16 protein-coding genes are annotated in these 16692 nt (G+C 67.0%); 6 read left to right on the forward strand and 10 right to left on the reverse strand.

What is annotated here, in order from left to right; genetic code table 11:
* Position 1: 1 nt before the first annotated feature.
* From AB0L91_RS21845 to AB0L91_RS21855, 3 genes are all read right to left on the reverse strand, one after another.
* Positions 2-868 carry a type II CAAX endopeptidase family protein gene (locus AB0L91_RS21845; protein WP_365012594.1) on the reverse strand — a complete coding sequence of 289 codons (867 nt, stop codon included), beginning with the start codon at positions 866-868 and terminating at the stop codon, positions 2-4.
* Positions 869-1057: 189 nt separating this feature from the next.
* The gene (locus AB0L91_RS21850; RefSeq protein ID WP_365012596.1) at positions 1058-1714 is read right to left on the reverse strand and encodes a response regulator transcription factor; all 657 of its coding nucleotides are present in this window, start codon (positions 1712-1714) and stop codon (positions 1058-1060) included.
* The gene (locus tag AB0L91_RS21855) at positions 1711-2850 is read right to left on the reverse strand and encodes a histidine kinase (protein WP_365012598.1); all 1140 of its coding nucleotides are present in this window, start codon (positions 2848-2850) and stop codon (positions 1711-1713) included. The genes AB0L91_RS21850 and AB0L91_RS21855 overlap by 4 nt, the downstream gene beginning before the upstream one ends.
* Positions 2851-3009: 159 nt before the next feature.
* Here AB0L91_RS21855 and AB0L91_RS21860 point away from each other — a divergent pair, with 159 nt between their 5' ends.
* Positions 3010-3477, forward strand: a complete 468-nt coding sequence (locus AB0L91_RS21860) for a DUF6326 family protein (RefSeq protein ID WP_365012601.1) — start codon at positions 3010-3012, stop codon at positions 3475-3477.
* Between the two features lie 73 nt (positions 3478-3550).
* Here AB0L91_RS21860 and AB0L91_RS21865 read toward each other — a convergent pair whose 3' ends face one another.
* The 3 genes from AB0L91_RS21865 to AB0L91_RS21875 form a co-directional block, all read right to left on the reverse strand.
* Complete coding sequence (locus AB0L91_RS21865) at positions 3551-4408, reverse strand: lysophospholipase (RefSeq protein ID WP_365012603.1); 858 nt, start codon at positions 4406-4408, stop codon at positions 3551-3553.
* Between the two features lie 65 nt (positions 4409-4473).
* Positions 4474-5160, reverse strand: coding sequence for a helix-turn-helix transcriptional regulator (locus AB0L91_RS21870; RefSeq protein WP_365012605.1), 687 nt, complete (start codon positions 5158-5160; stop codon positions 4474-4476).
* Between the two features lie 225 nt (positions 5161-5385).
* The gene (locus AB0L91_RS21875) at positions 5386-6384 is read right to left on the reverse strand and encodes a nitronate monooxygenase family protein (protein ID WP_365012608.1); all 999 of its coding nucleotides are present in this window, start codon (positions 6382-6384) and stop codon (positions 5386-5388) included.
* A 354-nt stretch (positions 6385-6738) separates the two neighbouring features.
* Between AB0L91_RS21875 and ahpC the strand changes: the two genes are divergently transcribed.
* Positions 6739-7302, forward strand: coding sequence for an alkyl hydroperoxide reductase subunit C (ahpC, locus tag AB0L91_RS21880; RefSeq protein ID WP_355272893.1), 564 nt, complete (start codon positions 6739-6741; stop codon positions 7300-7302).
* A gap of 82 nt (positions 7303-7384) precedes the next feature.
* Positions 7385-9004 carry an alkyl hydroperoxide reductase subunit F gene (ahpF, locus tag AB0L91_RS21885; protein WP_365012611.1) on the forward strand — a complete coding sequence of 540 codons (1620 nt, stop codon included), beginning with the start codon at positions 7385-7387 and terminating at the stop codon, positions 9002-9004.
* A gap of 82 nt (positions 9005-9086) precedes the next feature.
* Here ahpF and AB0L91_RS21890 read toward each other — a convergent pair whose 3' ends face one another.
* From AB0L91_RS21890 to AB0L91_RS21900, 3 genes are read right to left on the reverse strand one after another with little or no spacing between them, the layout of a single operon-like run.
* A complete protein-coding gene (locus AB0L91_RS21890; RefSeq protein ID WP_365012614.1) occupies positions 9087-9908 on the reverse strand; it encodes a YceI family protein in 822 nt (273 codons plus the stop codon).
* Positions 9908-12439, reverse strand: a complete 2532-nt coding sequence (locus tag AB0L91_RS21895) for an MFS transporter (protein WP_365013678.1) — start codon at positions 12437-12439, stop codon at positions 9908-9910. The genes AB0L91_RS21890 and AB0L91_RS21895 overlap by 1 nt, the downstream gene beginning before the upstream one ends.
* A 37-nt stretch (positions 12440-12476) precedes the next feature.
* A complete protein-coding gene (locus AB0L91_RS21900) occupies positions 12477-12974 on the reverse strand; it encodes a MarR family winged helix-turn-helix transcriptional regulator (protein ID WP_365012617.1) in 498 nt (165 codons plus the stop codon).
* 931 nt (positions 12975-13905) lie between these two features.
* Here AB0L91_RS21900 and AB0L91_RS21905 point away from each other — a divergent pair.
* Positions 13906-14313 carry a hypothetical protein gene (locus AB0L91_RS21905; RefSeq protein ID WP_365012623.1) on the forward strand — a complete coding sequence of 136 codons (408 nt, stop codon included), beginning with the start codon at positions 13906-13908 and terminating at the stop codon, positions 14311-14313.
* A 45-nt stretch (positions 14314-14358) separates the two neighbouring features.
* Here AB0L91_RS21905 and AB0L91_RS21910 read toward each other — a convergent pair whose 3' ends face one another.
* Entirely contained in the window at positions 14359-15189 is an 831-nt protein-coding gene (locus AB0L91_RS21910) for a hypothetical protein (protein WP_365012625.1), read from the reverse strand.
* Here AB0L91_RS21910 and AB0L91_RS21915 point away from each other — a divergent pair.
* Together AB0L91_RS21915 and AB0L91_RS21920 are read left to right on the forward strand one after the other, a co-directional pair.
* Positions 15188-15535 carry an Lsr2 family protein gene (locus AB0L91_RS21915; protein WP_365012626.1) on the forward strand — a complete coding sequence of 116 codons (348 nt, stop codon included), beginning with the start codon at positions 15188-15190 and terminating at the stop codon, positions 15533-15535. The two genes, AB0L91_RS21910 and AB0L91_RS21915, sit on opposite strands and share 2 nt — an antisense overlap.
* Positions 15536-15692: 157 nt before the next feature.
* Positions 15693-16073, forward strand: a complete 381-nt coding sequence (locus tag AB0L91_RS21920; RefSeq protein ID WP_365012629.1) for a DoxX family protein — start codon at positions 15693-15695, stop codon at positions 16071-16073.
* Positions 16074-16692: the final 619 nt, after the last annotated feature.

Genomic DNA, 16692 nt, shown 5'->3' on the forward strand with positions numbered 1-16692 from the left:
GTCACGGCCGGTCGGATACCCGCTTCTCGCCGCCGAGCTGTGGAAGGGCGCGAGTTCCATCGGCGCCCTGGACGACCGGCGCCGGGCTCGTGCGCATCAGCCACAGCGCGGCGGCGAGTGTCAGCACCCAACCGATCACTTCGATGAGCAGATGATCTGTCGCATCGGGAACCGATTGCAGCAGGAACACCCGGACGCTGTTGATGGCTCCGTGTGTCAAGACCGCCGGCCAGACACTGCCCGACCGCCAGCGCAGGGCGAGCAGCAGCGGCGCCCACGGCAGCATGCCCGCGAAATAGATGACGATGTCCCACGGTGGGCGGTCACCGACGACGGCGAGCACCGGCAGGTGCCAGACGATCCAGACCGCACCGCTGACCAGGGCCAGCGGCCAGAAACCCCAGGACGCGGCACGGGTCACCAGCCAGCCGCGCCAGCCGAACTCTTCGCCGATCGCGAAGACCGACTGCAGGACGAACACCGGAACGACCCACACCGTCGCCATCAGGATCTGGTCGAGCGGGTTGAGCGGCCAGATCCCCACTGCCAGTGCGATGCCCGTCTGGATGGCGGCGATCGCGGTGATGAGGCCGATGCCGATACCGGCCCACCTGGGTGTGCCGCGCCACCCGGTGGCGAAGGTCGCCCGGAAGGTTCCGGGTCGTCGGGCGAGCCACAGGATGACCGCGGCGAGCAGCGGGGTCAGTTGCAGGATCGGAACGATCAGGTTGTCGAAATCCGCGGAGACGAGCCGAAAGACCATCGGAACCGACAGCGCGTAACACAGCGCGATGGCGATCGCGAAGAACCACGCGACATCGGTGACAGTCGATCCGGGAGAACCGCGGCGCGCACGGACTGTCGTCACGACTGCCCACCACCTCTGGCACACCTTCGCTTCGACCGCGACGTCGACAACCGGTCACGCGGACCGGAATTGGTTGTCGGAGAGCGGGAATCTCGGTACATGCACGGACCGTAACAATCAGTTTCGATCTCCGGATCCCGGAAAGACCCGGAAATTCACCCTGAAAAAGCCCCTACCCGACTTCCGCCGCTAGTCGGCTCGCACACGTCTGGTGTCATACGCCCACATCGCGATCTCGACGCGGTTGCGGGCGCCGAGCTTGCCCATCAACGATGCGACGTGGCTCTTGACCGTGCTCAGGCCGACGAAGAGCTCGGTGGCGATTTCGGCGTTCGTCCGGCCGCGGGCCACCAGCGCGAGCACCTCCTCCTCGCGGTCGGTGAGCGGGTCGATGGGCTGGACCGGTACCACCGGCGCCTGGTCGGCGAAGGTCGCCAGCAACCGGCGGGTGACGTTGGGGGCGATCAGCGCGTCCCCATCGGCGGCCGCGTGAATGGCCTGCACGAGAAGTTCCGGCCCGGCGTCTTTGAGCAGGAAGCCGCGGGCGCCGGCGCGCAGTGCGCCGAGGACGTACTCGTCGAGGTCGAAGGTGGTGATCACGACGACCGCCATCGGGTCTGTGACGCCCGGCCCCGCGAGGCGTCGCGTCACCTCGATGCCGTCGAGCCCGGGCATCCGGATGTCGACCAGGAGCACATCGGGACGCAGCCGGGTCGCCAGGTCGAGCGCTGTGAGCCCGTCTGCCGCCTCCCCCACGACCTCGAGGTCGGGTTGCGCACCGAGGATCATCACCAGCCCGGTCCGGACCAGGTCCTGGTCGTCGGCGACGACCACACGAATGCTCATGCCGGCGCCGCCACGGGCAGTACCGCCTCGACCACCCAACCACCCTCGGGCCCGGGCCCCGCGGACAGCGATCCGCCGAGGAGCTGGGCGCGTTCGGCCATGCCGAGCAGGCCGAATCCGGGCTTCGGGACCGGGCCCGGCTCGGTCAGTCCGTCGTCGACGACCCGCAGCCGGACGGTGTCGCCCTCTCGGCAGACGACGATCCCGACGCGGGTCGCGCTGCGGGCGTGCCGGACGGCATTGGTCAGCGACTCCTGTGCGAGCCGGTAGAGCGCGGCGTCCACGGGTCGTGCCAGCCGGGTCGACGAACCGTCCAGCGAGACCTCGACGGTGGGCATCGCGTCGGGGCGCGCCAGGGACCGCAGGTCCGCGACACCCGGCTGCGGTGCGTAGGCGACGGGTTCCTCCGCACGCAGCACCCGCACCATGGACCTCATCTCCGCCAGGGTTCGCGACGCTTCGGACTCGATCGCGGCCAAGACCTCGACAGCCTTCTCCGGCTGGACGGCGGCGACCACGCGCCCGGCCTGCGCCTGCACCGCGATGGCCGAGACGTGGTGGGCCACGGTGTCGTGCAGCTCGCGCGCCAGCGCCACCCGCTCCTGATTGCGCACCTCGCGCTGTTGGCGGCGCCAGAGGTCCGCGCGGTAGCGAAACACCGCCGCCAGCGCGACGAACAACAGCAACAGGACAGTGCCGCCGAAAACGTCGGCCCAGCCCGCGGAGGAGGCGTACATCCCCAGCGCGACGACGACGGCCACGAACGCCGTCCCGACGACGATCTCCCGGCCCGAGCCCCACCGCACCAAGGCGTAGAGCAGGATCAAGTCGGCCATCATGGCGTAGAGGCCGAGGTCCCCGGCATGCGCGGTCAGCTGCAGGACCGAGAGCAGCCCGGCGGCAGCCCAGCCGGCCAGGGCGGTCGGCAGCGGGTGGTTTCGCCGCCAGAGCAGGGCGGGTACCAGCGCCACGGCGAGCACCGCTACCAGGGGTCGCCAGGCCAGGTCCGGCCGAACGATGCTCTCGACCGCGGCGGCGGCCGCGAACACGCCCACCAGCAGCCAGTCGAGACGACCGATCGGTGGGGCGTCACCGGGCCGCGGCTCGTGCCAGAGGGAGCGCCGGACAGTGACCACGGCTTCAGCATAGGGATCGGCGCGCCTCGGCGGACCCGCCGAAAGTACGAGAGGGAGATCATGCCATCGGCCAGGCGAACTCCAGCCTCCGGGCCGGTGTGCCCCGCGCCGAGCTCGGCGATCGTGGACCTACCGATCCGCCCTACAACGGAGCCCATGATGAGCACACGTCAACCCACCACGCTGGACGAACTGCCGATGCCGGTGCGAGCCAAGCTCGCCGCAGCGTGGACGAGCTTCATGTTCCTGTACGCCTACGTGGACATTCTCAACTTCTTCACGCCCGGCGTCATCCAGGAGATCCTCGCCGGCAAGGTCTTCGAATTCGATCTCTCCCAGACGTTTTCGACCACGGCCCTGACCCTCATGGCCGTCCCGATCTTCATGATCTTCCTGTCGATGACGCTGCCCGCCGGGGTGAGCCGCGTCGCCAACCTCGTCGTGGCTTCGCTCTACGTCCCCGTCACGGCGTTCAACGCGACGGGCGAGTCCTGGCTGTTCTTCTACGGCCTCGGCGTCGTCTTGGAAGTGGTCCTTCTCGTCCTCATCCTGCGGTACGCCTGGACCTGGCCCCGCACCGCACTGTCAGCGACCAACCCGGCTGAAGCCGTTCGAGCGCGGCAGTAAGCGTGAACCGACAGCGGTACACGTCGTGTTCGGAAGCAGGTATCCAAGTGCCGCACCGGCTTTCGCGGAGTGGCTACCCCGGGCTCCCTTCGCCGCGAAGGGTCCGGTCGATCCATGCGATGACCTCGGCCAGGATGACCGGCCCCTCGGGTTCGTCCTCCACCCCGTGGTACACCCCTGGACAGGTCTTCAGTGTCGCCGACGGCACGAGGTCGACCACCCGGCGGCTGGCGGAGATCGGATTGATCAGATCGGCGTCGCCGTGCACCACGAGCAGTGGTACGGCGACTCGGCTGGCAGCCGATGCCACCCGATCCATCTGTGCCAGCACATCGATCGCGAAGCGTGCCGTCGCTCGCCCGTGGACCAAGGGATCGGCGTACCGCTCGGCGACGACGGCGGGGTCGCGATTGACCCGCTCGAACCGCAGCCCGTTCGGCACTGTCAGGGTGGCGAAGACACGGCCCAGGCTCCTGACCACGGCCACCTTGAGACGCTGGTTGCGCAGCTCCGAGTCGAAAGCGGGTCCGGTCGCCACCACCGCGGCCACGTCCGCCCCCGGCCGGTCCGCCGCGTAGAGGAACGCGTAGAGCCCGCCCAGGCTGTGCCCGTACAGCACGACCGGAGCGCCGCCCGTTCGCGCACGCTCGTGGGAGATGAGGTGGTCCACGGCCCGTGCCGTCGACTCGTAGCGGACGTCGCCGCGGCGTCCGTCGGATCGCCCGAATCCTTCGTAGTCCATCGCGAGTACGGAGATACCGGCCGCGGTGAACAGCCGAGCCGTGGTGTCGTAGCGGGCGGCGTGCTCGCCGAGACCGTGCAGGAGGACGACACTGGCCCGCGCGGGCCCGCGCGGGACCCAGTGCAGTGAGGTGAGTCGGGGGCCGCCGCCATCCGGTGTGAAGGAGTCGACGAGGGGTGATGTGGTCACGAGCAGTTCCTTTCCGGTCTGCTCGAGCCTCGCCGTTTCCCGGTGTCCAGGATTGGACCAACCTGCTACATCGGCAGGATCTCCCAACGGATCGTGCTGAACGCGGTGGGCGGAGCGCCGAAGGTTCGGCGACACGTCCTGGTGAGGTGGGAGCTGTCGGTGAACCCCGCCAGGTGCGCCGCCTCGGTGAGCGTCCGGCCCTGCGCGACCGCCGCGGTCGCCTGGAGCAGCCGGAGCCATCCGACATACGCCCGGAAGGTGATGCCGAGCGCCTCGGCGAAGAGATGGGACAGCCTGCTCTCCGACAGATGAACGGCCGCGGCGAGGTCGTGCAGCCGGATGGGGCGTGAGTCCAGCTCGACCTGAAGACGGTCGCGCGCAGCGGCGACGCCCGGATGCAGTGGGTGCGAGGTGTTTCCGGGAGAACGCAGGCGCCCTTCCACATACGCACTGTGGCCCTGGGTCAGGATCTGTCCTGCCTGATGCCAGGCGAGCGAGTGGGATGGATCGTCTACCAGCTCGATCAGCTCGGCGCCCAGCGAAGACTCGGGCTCGACGTGCGCCACGACGCCCCAGGCCCCGGTGGCGCTGAACGCGTGCGGCTGATCGGCGGGAACGATCGCCGCGTTGGTGCGTAGCTGACGGCCCTGGAGATCCTCGATGACGAACGTCCCATGGTGGGCGACGGCCACCTGCACGGAGTGGTGTGCATGTCGCGGCAGACTTCCCAGCGAACCCTCGATCTCGAGCACACCGGGGCTCATACGCCCCGTGCCAGACCACCGCGAGATCACTGGTTGTCGCTCGTCGGACGCGTGCATCGGCTGAAATATACGCGGCGCTGGAGCACTTCCGGCAGCGCCGAGATCGAATCCGCCGAGCCACGCCCGCAGGCAACGGCCCGAAGGGCGAGCGACCACAAGGCCAGTGTCCGCCGGCTCGACGCTGAGCCGGCGGACACTCGCGACAGCGGGCCGCTAGCGGGCCGGTACCACCGCGCCGGCGAGGTGGTCGACCGTGGCCGCGAGATCGCCGCACGCCTGCTCGTACTGCCCGCGCAGCGTCGCCACGAGGTCGGCGGTGGTCCCGGCCTCGGTGACGGCGCCGATGCCCTGGCCCGCACCCCAGACATCGCGCCAGGCCTTGGCATCGGTGCCGGAGGAACCGAAGTTCATCTGCGAGGGATCCGACTCGGGCAGGTTGTCGGGATCCAGCCCCGCGGCGACGATGCTGCCGCGCAGGTAGTTTCCGTGCACGCCGGTGAACAGATTGCTGTAGACGATGTCGGCCGCGGTGGAGTCGACGATCATCTGCCGGTAGCCGGGCACAACATTGGCCTCGGCCGTCGACAGGAACGCCGAGCCGATGTAGGCCAGGTCGGCGCCGGCGGCCTGAGCCGCCAGAATCGACCGGCCGTGCGCGATCGAGCCCGACAGCAACAGCGGACCGTCGAACCAGGTCCGGATCTCCTGGATCAGCGCGAACGGCGACTGGGTCCCGGCATGCCCGCCCGCGCCCGCGGCGACCGCGATGAGCCCGTCGGCGCCCTTCTCGATCGCCTTGCGCGCGTACTCGTTGTTGATCACGTCGTGGAGCACGAGCCCGCCGTAGGAGTGCACCGCGTCGTTGATCTCCGTCCGCGCGCCCAGCGAACTGATCACGATCGGCACCTGGTGCTCGACGATGACCGCCATGTCCTGCTCGAGCCGATCGTTGGAGCGGTGCACGATCTGATTGACCGCGAACGGCGCCACCACGGCCTCCGGATTCGCCGCCGCGTACGCCGCGTTCTCCTCGACGATGCGATCGAGCCAGTCGCCCAGCAGCGACGCGGGCCGTGCGTTCAGCGCCGGAAACGATCCGACGATCCCGGCCTGACACTGGGCGATGACGAGCTCGGGACCCGACGCGATGAACATCGGCGAGGCGACCACGGGCAGGGAAAGGCGGCCGGAAAGCTGCGGGGGCAGTGCCATTGAATCCTCCGAAAGGCAGGACGGACCGGCGAGCGGGCCGCCGGGCGAACGTCAGTTCCTGCACGATAGGAGTCACACCGACCGATATGCAACCAGTTGCATAGCCAGCGTGGCATCAATCACGTGCCCACCCGGGCCAGGGCCTCGCGTTCAGGACGGCGCACGGTCCGGCAACCGCGCGCGAGATCTCTGTCACATCTTTCACCTTAACTGGATCTATTCCAGATTATGCAGCCAGCCCTTATTGGCTCGGACTATCAGTAGGCTCGCATGATTTGATTAGTGCTATCAATCGGCGATCTATAGCTTCGGGAATCGAAAGATCCCACTACCGTTCGGAATGAGGCCACTTCCATGTCGCTGATCAACAAGAAGATCAAGCCCTTCGCCGCGGAGGCGTTCAAAGACGGTGCCTTCGTCAGCGTTTCCGACGAGGACATCAAGGGCAAATGGGCGATCTTCTTCTTCTATCCGGCGGACTTCACCTTCGTCTGCCCGACCGAACTCGGTGATCTCGCCGATCACTACGACGAGCTGCAGCGCCTGGGCGTCGAGGTCTTCTCCGTCTCGACCGACACCCACTTCACCCACAAGGCGTGGCACGCGTCGTCCGACACCATCGGCAAGATCAAGTACGCGATGATCGGCGACCCCACCCTGCGGATCAGCACCGCCTTCGAGGTGCTCCGCGACGACGAGGGCCTCGCCGACCGCGGCACCTTCCTGGTCGACCCGGACGGCGTCGTCCAGTTCACCGAGGTCACCGCCGAGGGCATCGGCCGCAACGCCGCCGAACTGCTGCGCAAGGTCAAGGCCGCGCAGTACGTTCGCTCGCACCCGGGCGAGGTCTGCCCGGCCAAGTGGGAAGAGGGCGACGACACTCTCGCCCCGTCGCTGGAACTCGTCGGCAAGATCTGATTCGTCGACCGCAGCTGCCCCGGTGGCACGGGACCCGACTCCCGTGCCCCGCCTCAACTCTCAACTTCCGGAGTAGACCCGCATGCTCAAGACCTCGCTCGCACGCCAATTGAAGACCCTGCTCGAGAAGGTGACCCAGCCGATCGAGCTCGTGTCCACCCTCGACGACCGCCCCAAGTCCACAGAACTGGCCGAGCTCCTGGACGAGATCGCAGGCATGTCGGATCTGGTGACCCACCACCGCAGCGGCATCGACGCGCGCCGGCCGTCGTTCACCGTCCGTCGCACCGGCTCCGACATCGAGGTGGGGTTCGCCGGAATCCCGCTCGGACACGAGTTCTCATCCCTGGTGCTGGCCCTGCTGCAGGTCGGCGGGCACCCCTCCAAAGAGGCCGCGGACCTGCTCGCGCAGGTACGAGATCTCGAGGGGCAATGGAACTTCGAGACCTACTTCTCCCTGTCCTGCCAGAACTGCCCAGACGTCGTTCAGGCCCTGAACCTGATGTGCGTGCTGAACACCGGCATCAAGCACGTCGCGATCGACGGCGCCCTGTTCCCGGACGAAATCGACAACCGCCAGATCATGGCGGTGCCGACGGTATTCCTCAACGGTGAACCGTTCGGTTCCGGGCGGATGAGCCTCGAACAGATCGTCAACCGGCTCGACACCGGGTCGGTCGAACGCACCGCAGCCGCCCTCTCGGCGAAGGAGCCCTTCGACGTGCTCGTCGTCGGCGGCGGACCCGCGGGAGCCACGGCCGCGATCTACGCATCGCGGAAGGGAATTCGCACCGGCGTCGTTTCGGAGCGCTTCGGCGGCCAGGTGCTCGACACCATGGGAATCGAGAACTTCGCGTCGGTGCCCTACACGGAGGGCCCGCGGTTCGCCGCCGCGTTGGAAGACCACGTCCGCCACTACGACGTCGACATCGTCAACGCGCAGAACGCGACGAAGCTGTCCCCCGCCACCGCCGAAGGTGGCTTGGCGGAGGTGGAGCTCGCGAGCGGTGCGCGTCTGCGCTCGCGCAGCGTGATCGTCGCAACCGGTGCGCGGTGGCGGTCGATGAATGTTCCCGGGGAATCCGAATACCGGAACAAGGGTGTCACCTATTGCCCGCATTGCGACGGCCCCCTGTTCAAGGGCAAACGCGTCGCGGTGATCGGTGGCGGCAACTCCGGCGCCGAAGCCGCCATCGATCTCGCCGGGATCGTCGCCCACGTGACCCTGGTCGAATTCGACGCCGAGCTGCGTGCCGACGAGGTCCTCCAGCGCAAGCTGCGCAGCCTGCCCAACGTCGAGATCCTGCTCGACGCGATGACGACCGAGGTCGTCGGCGACGGTGCCAAAGTCACCGGCCTCACCTACTCCGACCGCACGACCGAGGCGTGGCATTCACTCGCCGTGGACGGCGTCTTCGTCCAGATCGGCCTGCTGCCCAACACCGAATGGCTCACCGGCACCGTCGATCTCACCCCGCGCGGTGAGATCGTCGTCGACGACCACGGGCGAACGTCCGCTCCCGGAGTATTCGCGGCGGGCGACTGCACCACGACCCCGTTCAAACAGATCATCGTCGCCGCCGGAGCCGGTGCGACAGCAGCCCTCGGCGCGTTCGACCACTTGATCCGCACCTCGATCCCGAACGAGGAAACCGAGCTGGGCGAGCACACTACCCCGGCCGAGGTCGCCGTTCTGTCGTAGCGCTCGACAAATCCCTGGGCAGTGCGCGGCGAGATGGCCGGTCTCGCCCGCATTCCCGGGTGCCGGATAGGCAAGGCTCGAGCTACATTTCGGGCAGTCGTTCGCCCTGTACGACCTCGATGTCGAGTTCGATCTTGACGGTGGTGCCGACGGCGGCCACTCCCGCGCGTACCACCGCGTTGTAGTCGATCGCGAAATCGTTGCGGTGCAACAGTGTTTCGGCGTGGAACGCCGCCCGCACCCCACCCCACGGATCCTGCCCGAAGCCACCGTAGGTCACCGCGAGATCGATCGGGCGGCGCTGCCCGTGCAGTGTCAGTTCACCGGGCATCACCCAGGTGTCGGCGCCGGTGCGGCGCAACCCGAGACCGGTGAACGTGATCGTCGGATAGCGGTCGACATCGAGGAATTCCGGTGAGCGCAGATGATCGTCGCGCATCGAGATGCCGGTATCGATGCCCGCCGCCACGATCTCGGCGTGCCCGGTGGACCGTTCGAACGGCTCTGCGATATCGAGTCGCCCGCTCACCTGCGCGAATCGGGCCTTGATGCCGGCGATACCCAGGTGACGCGCGGTGGCGATCACCGTCGAATGTGCCGGATCGATCGTCCACGGCCCCGGCGGCGGCGAGGTCACCGTCGCCGCCGCCGGTGCCAGCACCACCTCACCGAGCGCACCGGTTCCCGTCGCGGAGATCTGTGCGATCCGCGCGACCGGCTCGAACCCGACCGCGGTGAGCACGGCGGTGTGCATCCCCGCGGGCAATGGGTCGGTACTCACAGACCCGGTCTCGTCGGCCTCCCTGCGGGCGAGCTGGCGGCCCGACATATCCGTCACCGTCAGCATCGCGTTCGGCACCGGCCAGCCCGCCGCCGTGCGGACACGACCGGTCAGCCCACTCATCAGCGGTTCCCGGGCTCGTAGCGGAGCCGCACGTCATGAGCGACCTCGGCCCCGGAGACGCTGACCCGATCGGTCACGGGCGGATAGCCACGGGTGATCACGGTGTACTCCCCTTCGAGCAGATCGGCCACGACATAGCGGCCGTTCTCGTCGGTGCGCGCTGTCGCCGTCACCTCCCCCGCGGCGTCGAGGACGCTGACCAGTGCGTCGGGCACGGCCCTGCCGTCGTCGGCCAGGGCGGATCCGGTGAGTACCGACATCGCGGACAACTCGATGTCCTGGCGAAGCACGCCGCTGTCGGGCACCGTCACGGTGATCGCGCTGGGACGCCTGTGCTCCGCGGCCGCGACCAAGGTATAGGCACCCGAGACAACGCCGTGGCACGCGTATGCGCCGTCGCCACCCGTCACAGCGGCGCCGATCACCTCACCACGCGGGTCGGTCACGGTGACGGTGGCACCCGGCAACGGCGAACCGTGGCCGGCGGTACGGACAACACCCGACAGCTCACCGGAGCCGACCAGGCTCAGGTCCACTCGCTGGGGTCGCTCGCCGACCGCCACGTTGACGGCGGTCGGCTGGTGTCCCATCGCCGACACGATCAAGACGTAGCCACCCGACGTCGGTGCGCTGATCGCGTAATCACCATCGGCGGCACTGCTCGTCCGCGCGACCTGACGGCCGTTCTGATCGATCAATGTCAGCACCGCACCCGAAAGCGGCTGGCCGTCCTCGCGGCGGACGCGACCGTCCACCACGCCGCTGCCCGTGCCGGGCAACCCGCCGGTCGGCAGCGCGGCGGGCGATGACGTGTCCATCGCGACCGCCCGATGACCGTTCTGTTCGGCTGTCGCGTGTCGACCGCCCGCTGCCGTCGGCACCGGTTCGGCCTCGGACAGCACCCGCTCGGCGCCTTGCCAGACCTGCTTCCCGTCCCAGTCCGACTCCGCGAGCGCGGCCAGTTCGGCATCGAGCGGATCGGTTGTCTCAGCTTGCGACGCAGAAGCTTTCGCCGTCGGGTCGAGGGCAGGATCGATGTCGATCGTGTTGCGCAGCGGACGGTTCGGCAGCAGGGCCGTCGCCAGGAGCGCGACAACCGCGGCACCCGCGGCGATGAGGAAGATCCGTCCGGTCGCATCACCGTAGGCGGCGCGCACGACCGTGACGACCGGTGCAGGCAGCGCATGGAGATTCAGGCTGCCGCCACCGGCGGAACCGCCGCTCGTCACGCCGAGCCGGGCGAAACCTTCCGCCGACAGTTCGGTCACCCGGGAGGCCAGGACCGAGCCCAGCACCGAGACGCCGATCGCGCCGCCGAACGTGCGGAAGAACGCGACGCTGCTCGACGCGGCGCCGATATTGTGCACGCTCACCGTGTTCTGCACGGCCAGTACCAGGTTCTGCATCAGCATGCCGACGCCGAGCCCCACGACGGCGATGTAGATGCCGACGAGCCACAGATCGGTGGCGTGATCGAGTGTCGAGAGCAGCCCGAACCCGGCCACCAGCAAGGCGCCGCCGGTGACGACGAACGACTTCCATTTCCCGAACCGGGTGATCAGCTGTCCCGAACCGGTCGACCCGACGAGCATGCCCATCACCAGGGGGATGGTCAGGACGCCGGCCATCGTCGGCGAGTAGCCGCGCGCGGTCTGGAAATACTGGCCGAGGAAGGTGGTCGACCCGAACATGCCGACGCCGACCGCGATCGAGGCGACGATCGCCAAGCCGGTGGTGCGTTCGGTGACGATCGACAGCGGGATGATCGGTGACTTGACCCGCGATTCGACCACGACGGTCGCGACGAGCAGCAGCACACCCGAACCGACATACAGAGCGGATTCGCGGGAGAACCAGTCGTAGTAGTCCGCCTTCCCGGCGAACGAGACCCAGATGAGCAACACCGACACACCCGCGGTCAGCAAGGCGGCGCCGAGCCAGTCGATCGACACACCTTCCTTGCGTTCGGTGGGCAACCGCAGGGTTCGTTGCAACAGCAGCAGGGCGATGACAGCCAGCGGCACGCACACGAAGAAGCACCAACGCCAGCCGAGCGGGCTGTCGACGATGACGCCACCGAGGATGGGCCCGCCCGACATCGACACCGCCATCACCGCGCCCATGTAGCCGGAATAGCGGCCACGTTCGCGCGGCGAGACGATGGAACCGATGATCGCGACGACGAGTGCGGTCAGTCCGCCCATGCCGATGCCCTGGACGACTCGTGCCGCCAACAGGATCGGCACGGTGCTCGCGAAACCCGCGATCACCGAACCGATGACGAAGATGACGATGGCCGACTGGACCAGCACTTTCTTGTTGAACAGATCGGCGAACTTGCCCCAGATCGGGGTGGACGCGGCGTTGGCCAGCAACGCCGTGGTGATGACCCAGGCGTACGCGGTCTGCGACCCCTCCAGGTCCCCGATGATCGTTGGCAGCGCGGTCGACACGATCGTGGTGCTGAGCAACGCCGTGAACAGCGCCGCCAGCAGTCCCGTCATCGCCTCCAAGACCTGGCGGTGCGTCATCGCGGCAGGGGCACGCCCAGTCTCGGTCTCGGCTGAACTAGACATCCACTTCCTGACTTTCTGTCGATACCGGTCGGCGCTCACCCACCGCGATGTGGGGCGGAGCGGCCGCCAGTGAATTCCTCAGCTTCTGGACAACCGCGATGGCCTGCTCGGCCTCGACTTCGGACCAATCGGCCAGCGCGGCGCGCAATCCCCGCGCCCGCGACTCCCGGACCCGCCGCAGCAGATCGCTGCCCTGGTCGGTGATCCGGATGAGAGTGACCCGGCCGTCGAGGGGATCGGCGTGGCGGGCGATATTGCCGGAGCTCACCAGCTCGGCGACATGCCTGCTCAGTGTCGATTGGCTGATACACAAGTCCGCGGCCAGATCCACCTGCCGAGACGGCCCCCTGGCCTCGAGTGAGCCCAGCACGCCGACACCGCCGGGAAGCAGGTCCCCCTCGTCAGGGTGCGCGAGCGTAGCGCGGATCGCTCGGCCCATGTAATAGAGCTCCCTGATCAGGCCTCGAGCCGTCTCGGGTGACACTGCCATGTCAACTCCCACCTGCAAATAATTGCTTGCGCTAACCAACCATATACACACTACTTGCATTATGCAACTAACTATTGATCGCCCTCGGACCAAGAGATCCACTCGAGCCCTCCTGCGGTGTCCCACAGGCTCTCTTGATCCCATGCGGACAGCAGCCCGCCGACGACCCGTCGCTGGAATCACCCGCGTGCGCCTGAGGCGGCCTTGATCGGCCGCTCGCCAGGGTCGGCAGCAGCGCCCACCGATCTACACACCTGTATCGACGCGGGATCAGCCGAAGTCTTCCGCGACGAGGATGTCGAATTCGCCAGCCGCATCTGGGCATCGGGCGGCCGGGCCGAACTCCATATCTGGGCGGGCGGATTCCACGGTTTCGACGCGCTCTTCCCCGCAGCCGGCCTGTCCGCGGCCGCCCGCCGAACTCGAACCGAATAGTTGCGCCGTACCGTGCCGGGCGCGTAGGCAACAACGATGAGCCCTCGGTGGCACCGAGGATGCGTAGACCACGTGGGCGTCCTGTCGGCGACCGTGCGGGGCAGAAATTGGCGTCGAAAGCTTCCGCTGTCGAGGCATCAGCCTGCCAGGGCTCAGACCGACCGCGACGGTATCCCGACGCAGGACAACTCGGATGTGGCGGCGGAGCAACCTCGCCGCGGTTGCGCGGGCGTGTTCTCGAATAGGCTCGATATGTGGAGTACGAGGCGGTCTACTCGTTTATCTATCGCGCGGTGAACGAGGGCAGTGATGACCCGGACAACCCGTATGCCGGTGTGCGATTCGTCAAGGAGGAGGGCGAACCGCTCGCGCATGCTGCGGCTCCGCCCCAGCGTGTTCCCGTTTGCGGGACGACCAGACGATTCATCGTTCCGGGTGTGCCATGGTCGGATCCTGTTTGGGGAGATTACAAGCGTTGCCCGGAGTGTGAAGTGCTGTGCCCGTTGTAGCAGGTGCCGATCGGCTGTTCATCCGCTTCCAAGCTGTGGTGCCTAATCGTCACGGCTGGTTTCCAGGAGTGTTCGCCCTGGTGAACGGGCTGGCATCGGCGGGGCACCTGACTGCTGTTCAGGAGCAGTTCCGGCAGCGCGAAAATGCGTGGTACCAGGCCAATCTCGTCGACCCGAGCGTTTCAGACCCTTCTGTCTACGATCGGCGGGCGCATCCGGGTGCCACGGCCTGGTTCAAGTCGTCGGCCACTGAAATGATCTCTCGCATAGACGGTTACACGGCGATTCTGGACGCACACGGGGTGAGGTGGGCTCGCTTGCGCTCCGGAAGTCCGGGCGACATCCTCTACGAGGACATCCATCAGGTCATCGCGAAACCCGCCTGTTCGAGCTGATGACTGCGCCAGGCAGCGAGACGGCCCCACGCACGCAGTCGAGCATTAGTGACGTTCGGTCGACCGATCGGCGATCCGCATCGCCCACTCGTACAGCACGGCCGGATCACCCAACGTCGCCCTGGCCACGCGACGAGCCCTTGTGCCACCCGCGGCGGACAGCAGATCGTAGAGCCCGAGATGCACCCATTCCCACAGCATGCTGTCGAAGTTGTACGACATCATCGCCCGTTCGACCCGACCGCGAATCTCGATGATCTCCGTCGGGGACAAACCCACGCTACGCAGCCGGTCCTCGGTGGACCGCTCGGCGTCGGCGTCGAGTGCGGTGTCTAGGAAAGGTTCGAGCAGATCAGCCCAGATGTCGGGGCGGCTGCGGACCGGGAGTGCGTTGCGCGAGCATAACTCCGCCAACGCGGACCGATCCGCGGCGCTGACGAACAACGTCTCGCCGCTCACGGTTCGGACTTCCGGCGGCAACGCGGCCGGGTCGACATCTCGGATCTGCCCGACCGCGACAGTCCCGTGCGGATACACCGACGCGCCCACGAACGGGTAGTCCGTGAACCGGATCTCGGACTCGGCAATGAACACCTGCATCCGTTCATTGTGACCGCCGAAGAGACACTCAGAACGGGCATGTGACCAACAACAGACAAGACGCGCCGAGCCTGAGTCGATCGACAGCAAAGCGGTGCGATTCGGCTCGAGTTCGCGGAATTGCTGTGGTGTATGCCGATCGGGATCGACACCCTCCCGGTCGATTACCGAAACTGCGGTCCACGGGAAAAGCGCGGGCGTGAGATAGTCATTGATAATGCTCCCTCCACCCGGCGGCAGCGCCGGACCATTTCGACCAGACAGGAACTCCCGCATGGCGCGCAAAGTGGTAGTCGACCTCGTCGACGACATCGACGGCACCACCCCTGCTACAGAAACGGTCACTTTCGGTATCGATGGCGCACTCTACGAAATCGACCTCTCCGACAGCAACGCCACCGAGCTCCGGACCACCTTGGAGCAATGGGTTCCGCACGCCCGCAAGACCGGCCGCACAGCCAAGTCGACCATTCGAAACGCTCCCGCACCGGCCAAGAAGGCGCGCAACCGCAGCGATCTGTCCGCGATCCGCACCTGGGCCGCGGAAAACGGACATAAAGTCTCCGCGCGCGGCCGCATCGCCGCAGACATCGTCGACGCCTACAACCAGGCCGTCGCCTGATCGGCACGCAACGAGCTAGCTCCCCCACCAGCGCAACCAACTCCACGATCCCACTGCCCGCCGCGCCGAACAATCCGTGTCGCTGATCCACCGTGCTGAACCGCTCGACCAGCAGAATGGCAGATGGCCGTAAGTGACACGAGAAAGAGGTGCCTTCATGAACATCGCACTATGGATCGTCGCCGCGTTCCTGGCCGCCGTGTTCACCATGTCGGGCGTACTGAAACTCGCACAGTCCAAAAGCAAGCTCGCCGAGTCCGGCATGGGCTGGGTCGAGAACTTCGAACCGGGAACCATCAAAGCGATCGGAGCGCTGGAACTTCTCGGTGCCGTGGGGCTCATCGTGCCCGCAGCACTCGGCATCGCCACCGTCCTCACACCATTGGCCGCGGTCGGCCTGATCCTCGTGATGGCGGGCGCGATCGTGGTTCATCAGCGGCGAAAGGAATATCCGTTCGTCGCGGTGAACATCGTCTTGCTCGTCCTGGCCGCCTTCGTGGCTTGGGGCCGGTTCGGCCCTTATTCGTTCGGGGATTGACCCGCGACGGCAGCGGAACGCTGGGCCTGCACTCCCGAACCTCTGGGCCGGCTCGAAATGTCTGGTTGCGCCCCGTGAGAACCTTCGGGATGATGATCGGCAAGGGGTCCCATCGAAAGCCGTTGGAGGGCAACCCAGTCAGACGTATTCGCGACGCCACGTTGATCCTCATGCTGTACAGCCCACTACGGGGGGTTATCGCATCTGGCACGGCCGCGTCGATATAGCGCACGGAGTGTGCCGCTTCGAGTGCGGGGCACTCCAGGTTGTGGGTCTGTGTTGGTCTGCAACTTCTGGATGGGGCTGCATCCTGATTCCGGGTGCCCAATCGGCAAGTAGACGCCTGTTTGAGGCACACCCATCTTTGCTCTGCGCCACTGAAGGAGTCGGTGTGTTCGAAATTGCCTTGCTTGGTTCGCTGTGTTTCATCTGCTACATGACGCTGTGCATAGTCGTGGTGCTCCGTACTGGCAGCGCAGCGGGCTTGCGTGAGGTCGCGATCGCTGTCCACGGATTGCGTCGGTTGACTCTGCGCTAGTCGCGGACAAGCGAGCCGCGACCGGGCAGCTCACTGCCGGTCGAAGCACGACGAAGGCCCCGGACCCTCACACGGCTGTGG

Origin of the sequence: Nocardia sp. NPDC051833 (assembly GCF_040681225.1) — a bacterium.
GTDB lineage: Bacteria > Actinomycetota > Actinomycetes > Mycobacteriales > Mycobacteriaceae > Nocardia.

Excerpts from the sequence above, each read along its gene's own strand:
- AB0L91_RS21850 (WP_365012596.1), bottom strand. The coding sequence starts at position 1,714 with ATGAGCATTCGTGTGGTCGTCGCCGACGACCAGGACCTGGTCCGGACC.
- AB0L91_RS21860 (WP_365012601.1), top strand. The coding sequence starts at position 3,010 with ATGAGCACACGTCAACCCACCACGCTGGACGAACTGCCGATGCCGGTG.
- AB0L91_RS21875 (WP_365012608.1), bottom strand. The coding sequence starts at position 6,384 with ATGGCACTGCCCCCGCAGCTTTCCGGCCGCCTTTCCCTGCCCGTGGTC.
- ahpC (WP_355272893.1), top strand. The coding sequence starts at position 6,739 with ATGTCGCTGATCAACAAGAAGATCAAGCCCTTCGCCGCGGAGGCGTTC.
- ahpF (WP_365012611.1), top strand. The coding sequence starts at position 7,385 with ATGCTCAAGACCTCGCTCGCACGCCAATTGAAGACCCTGCTCGAGAAG.
- AB0L91_RS21890 (WP_365012614.1), bottom strand. The coding sequence starts at position 9,908 with ATGAGTGGGCTGACCGGTCGTGTCCGCACGGCGGCGGGCTGGCCGGTG.
- AB0L91_RS21895 (WP_365013678.1), bottom strand. The coding sequence starts at position 12,439 with ATGACGCACCGCCAGGTCTTGGAGGCGATGACGGGACTGCTGGCGGCG.
- AB0L91_RS21900 (WP_365012617.1), bottom strand. The coding sequence starts at position 12,974 with ATGGCAGTGTCACCCGAGACGGCTCGAGGCCTGATCAGGGAGCTCTAT.
- AB0L91_RS21915 (WP_365012626.1), top strand. The coding sequence starts at position 15,188 with ATGGCGCGCAAAGTGGTAGTCGACCTCGTCGACGACATCGACGGCACC.
- AB0L91_RS21910 (WP_365012625.1), bottom strand. The coding sequence starts at position 15,189 with ATGCGGGAGTTCCTGTCTGGTCGAAATGGTCCGGCGCTGCCGCCGGGT.
- AB0L91_RS21920 (WP_365012629.1), top strand. The coding sequence starts at position 15,693 with ATGAACATCGCACTATGGATCGTCGCCGCGTTCCTGGCCGCCGTGTTC.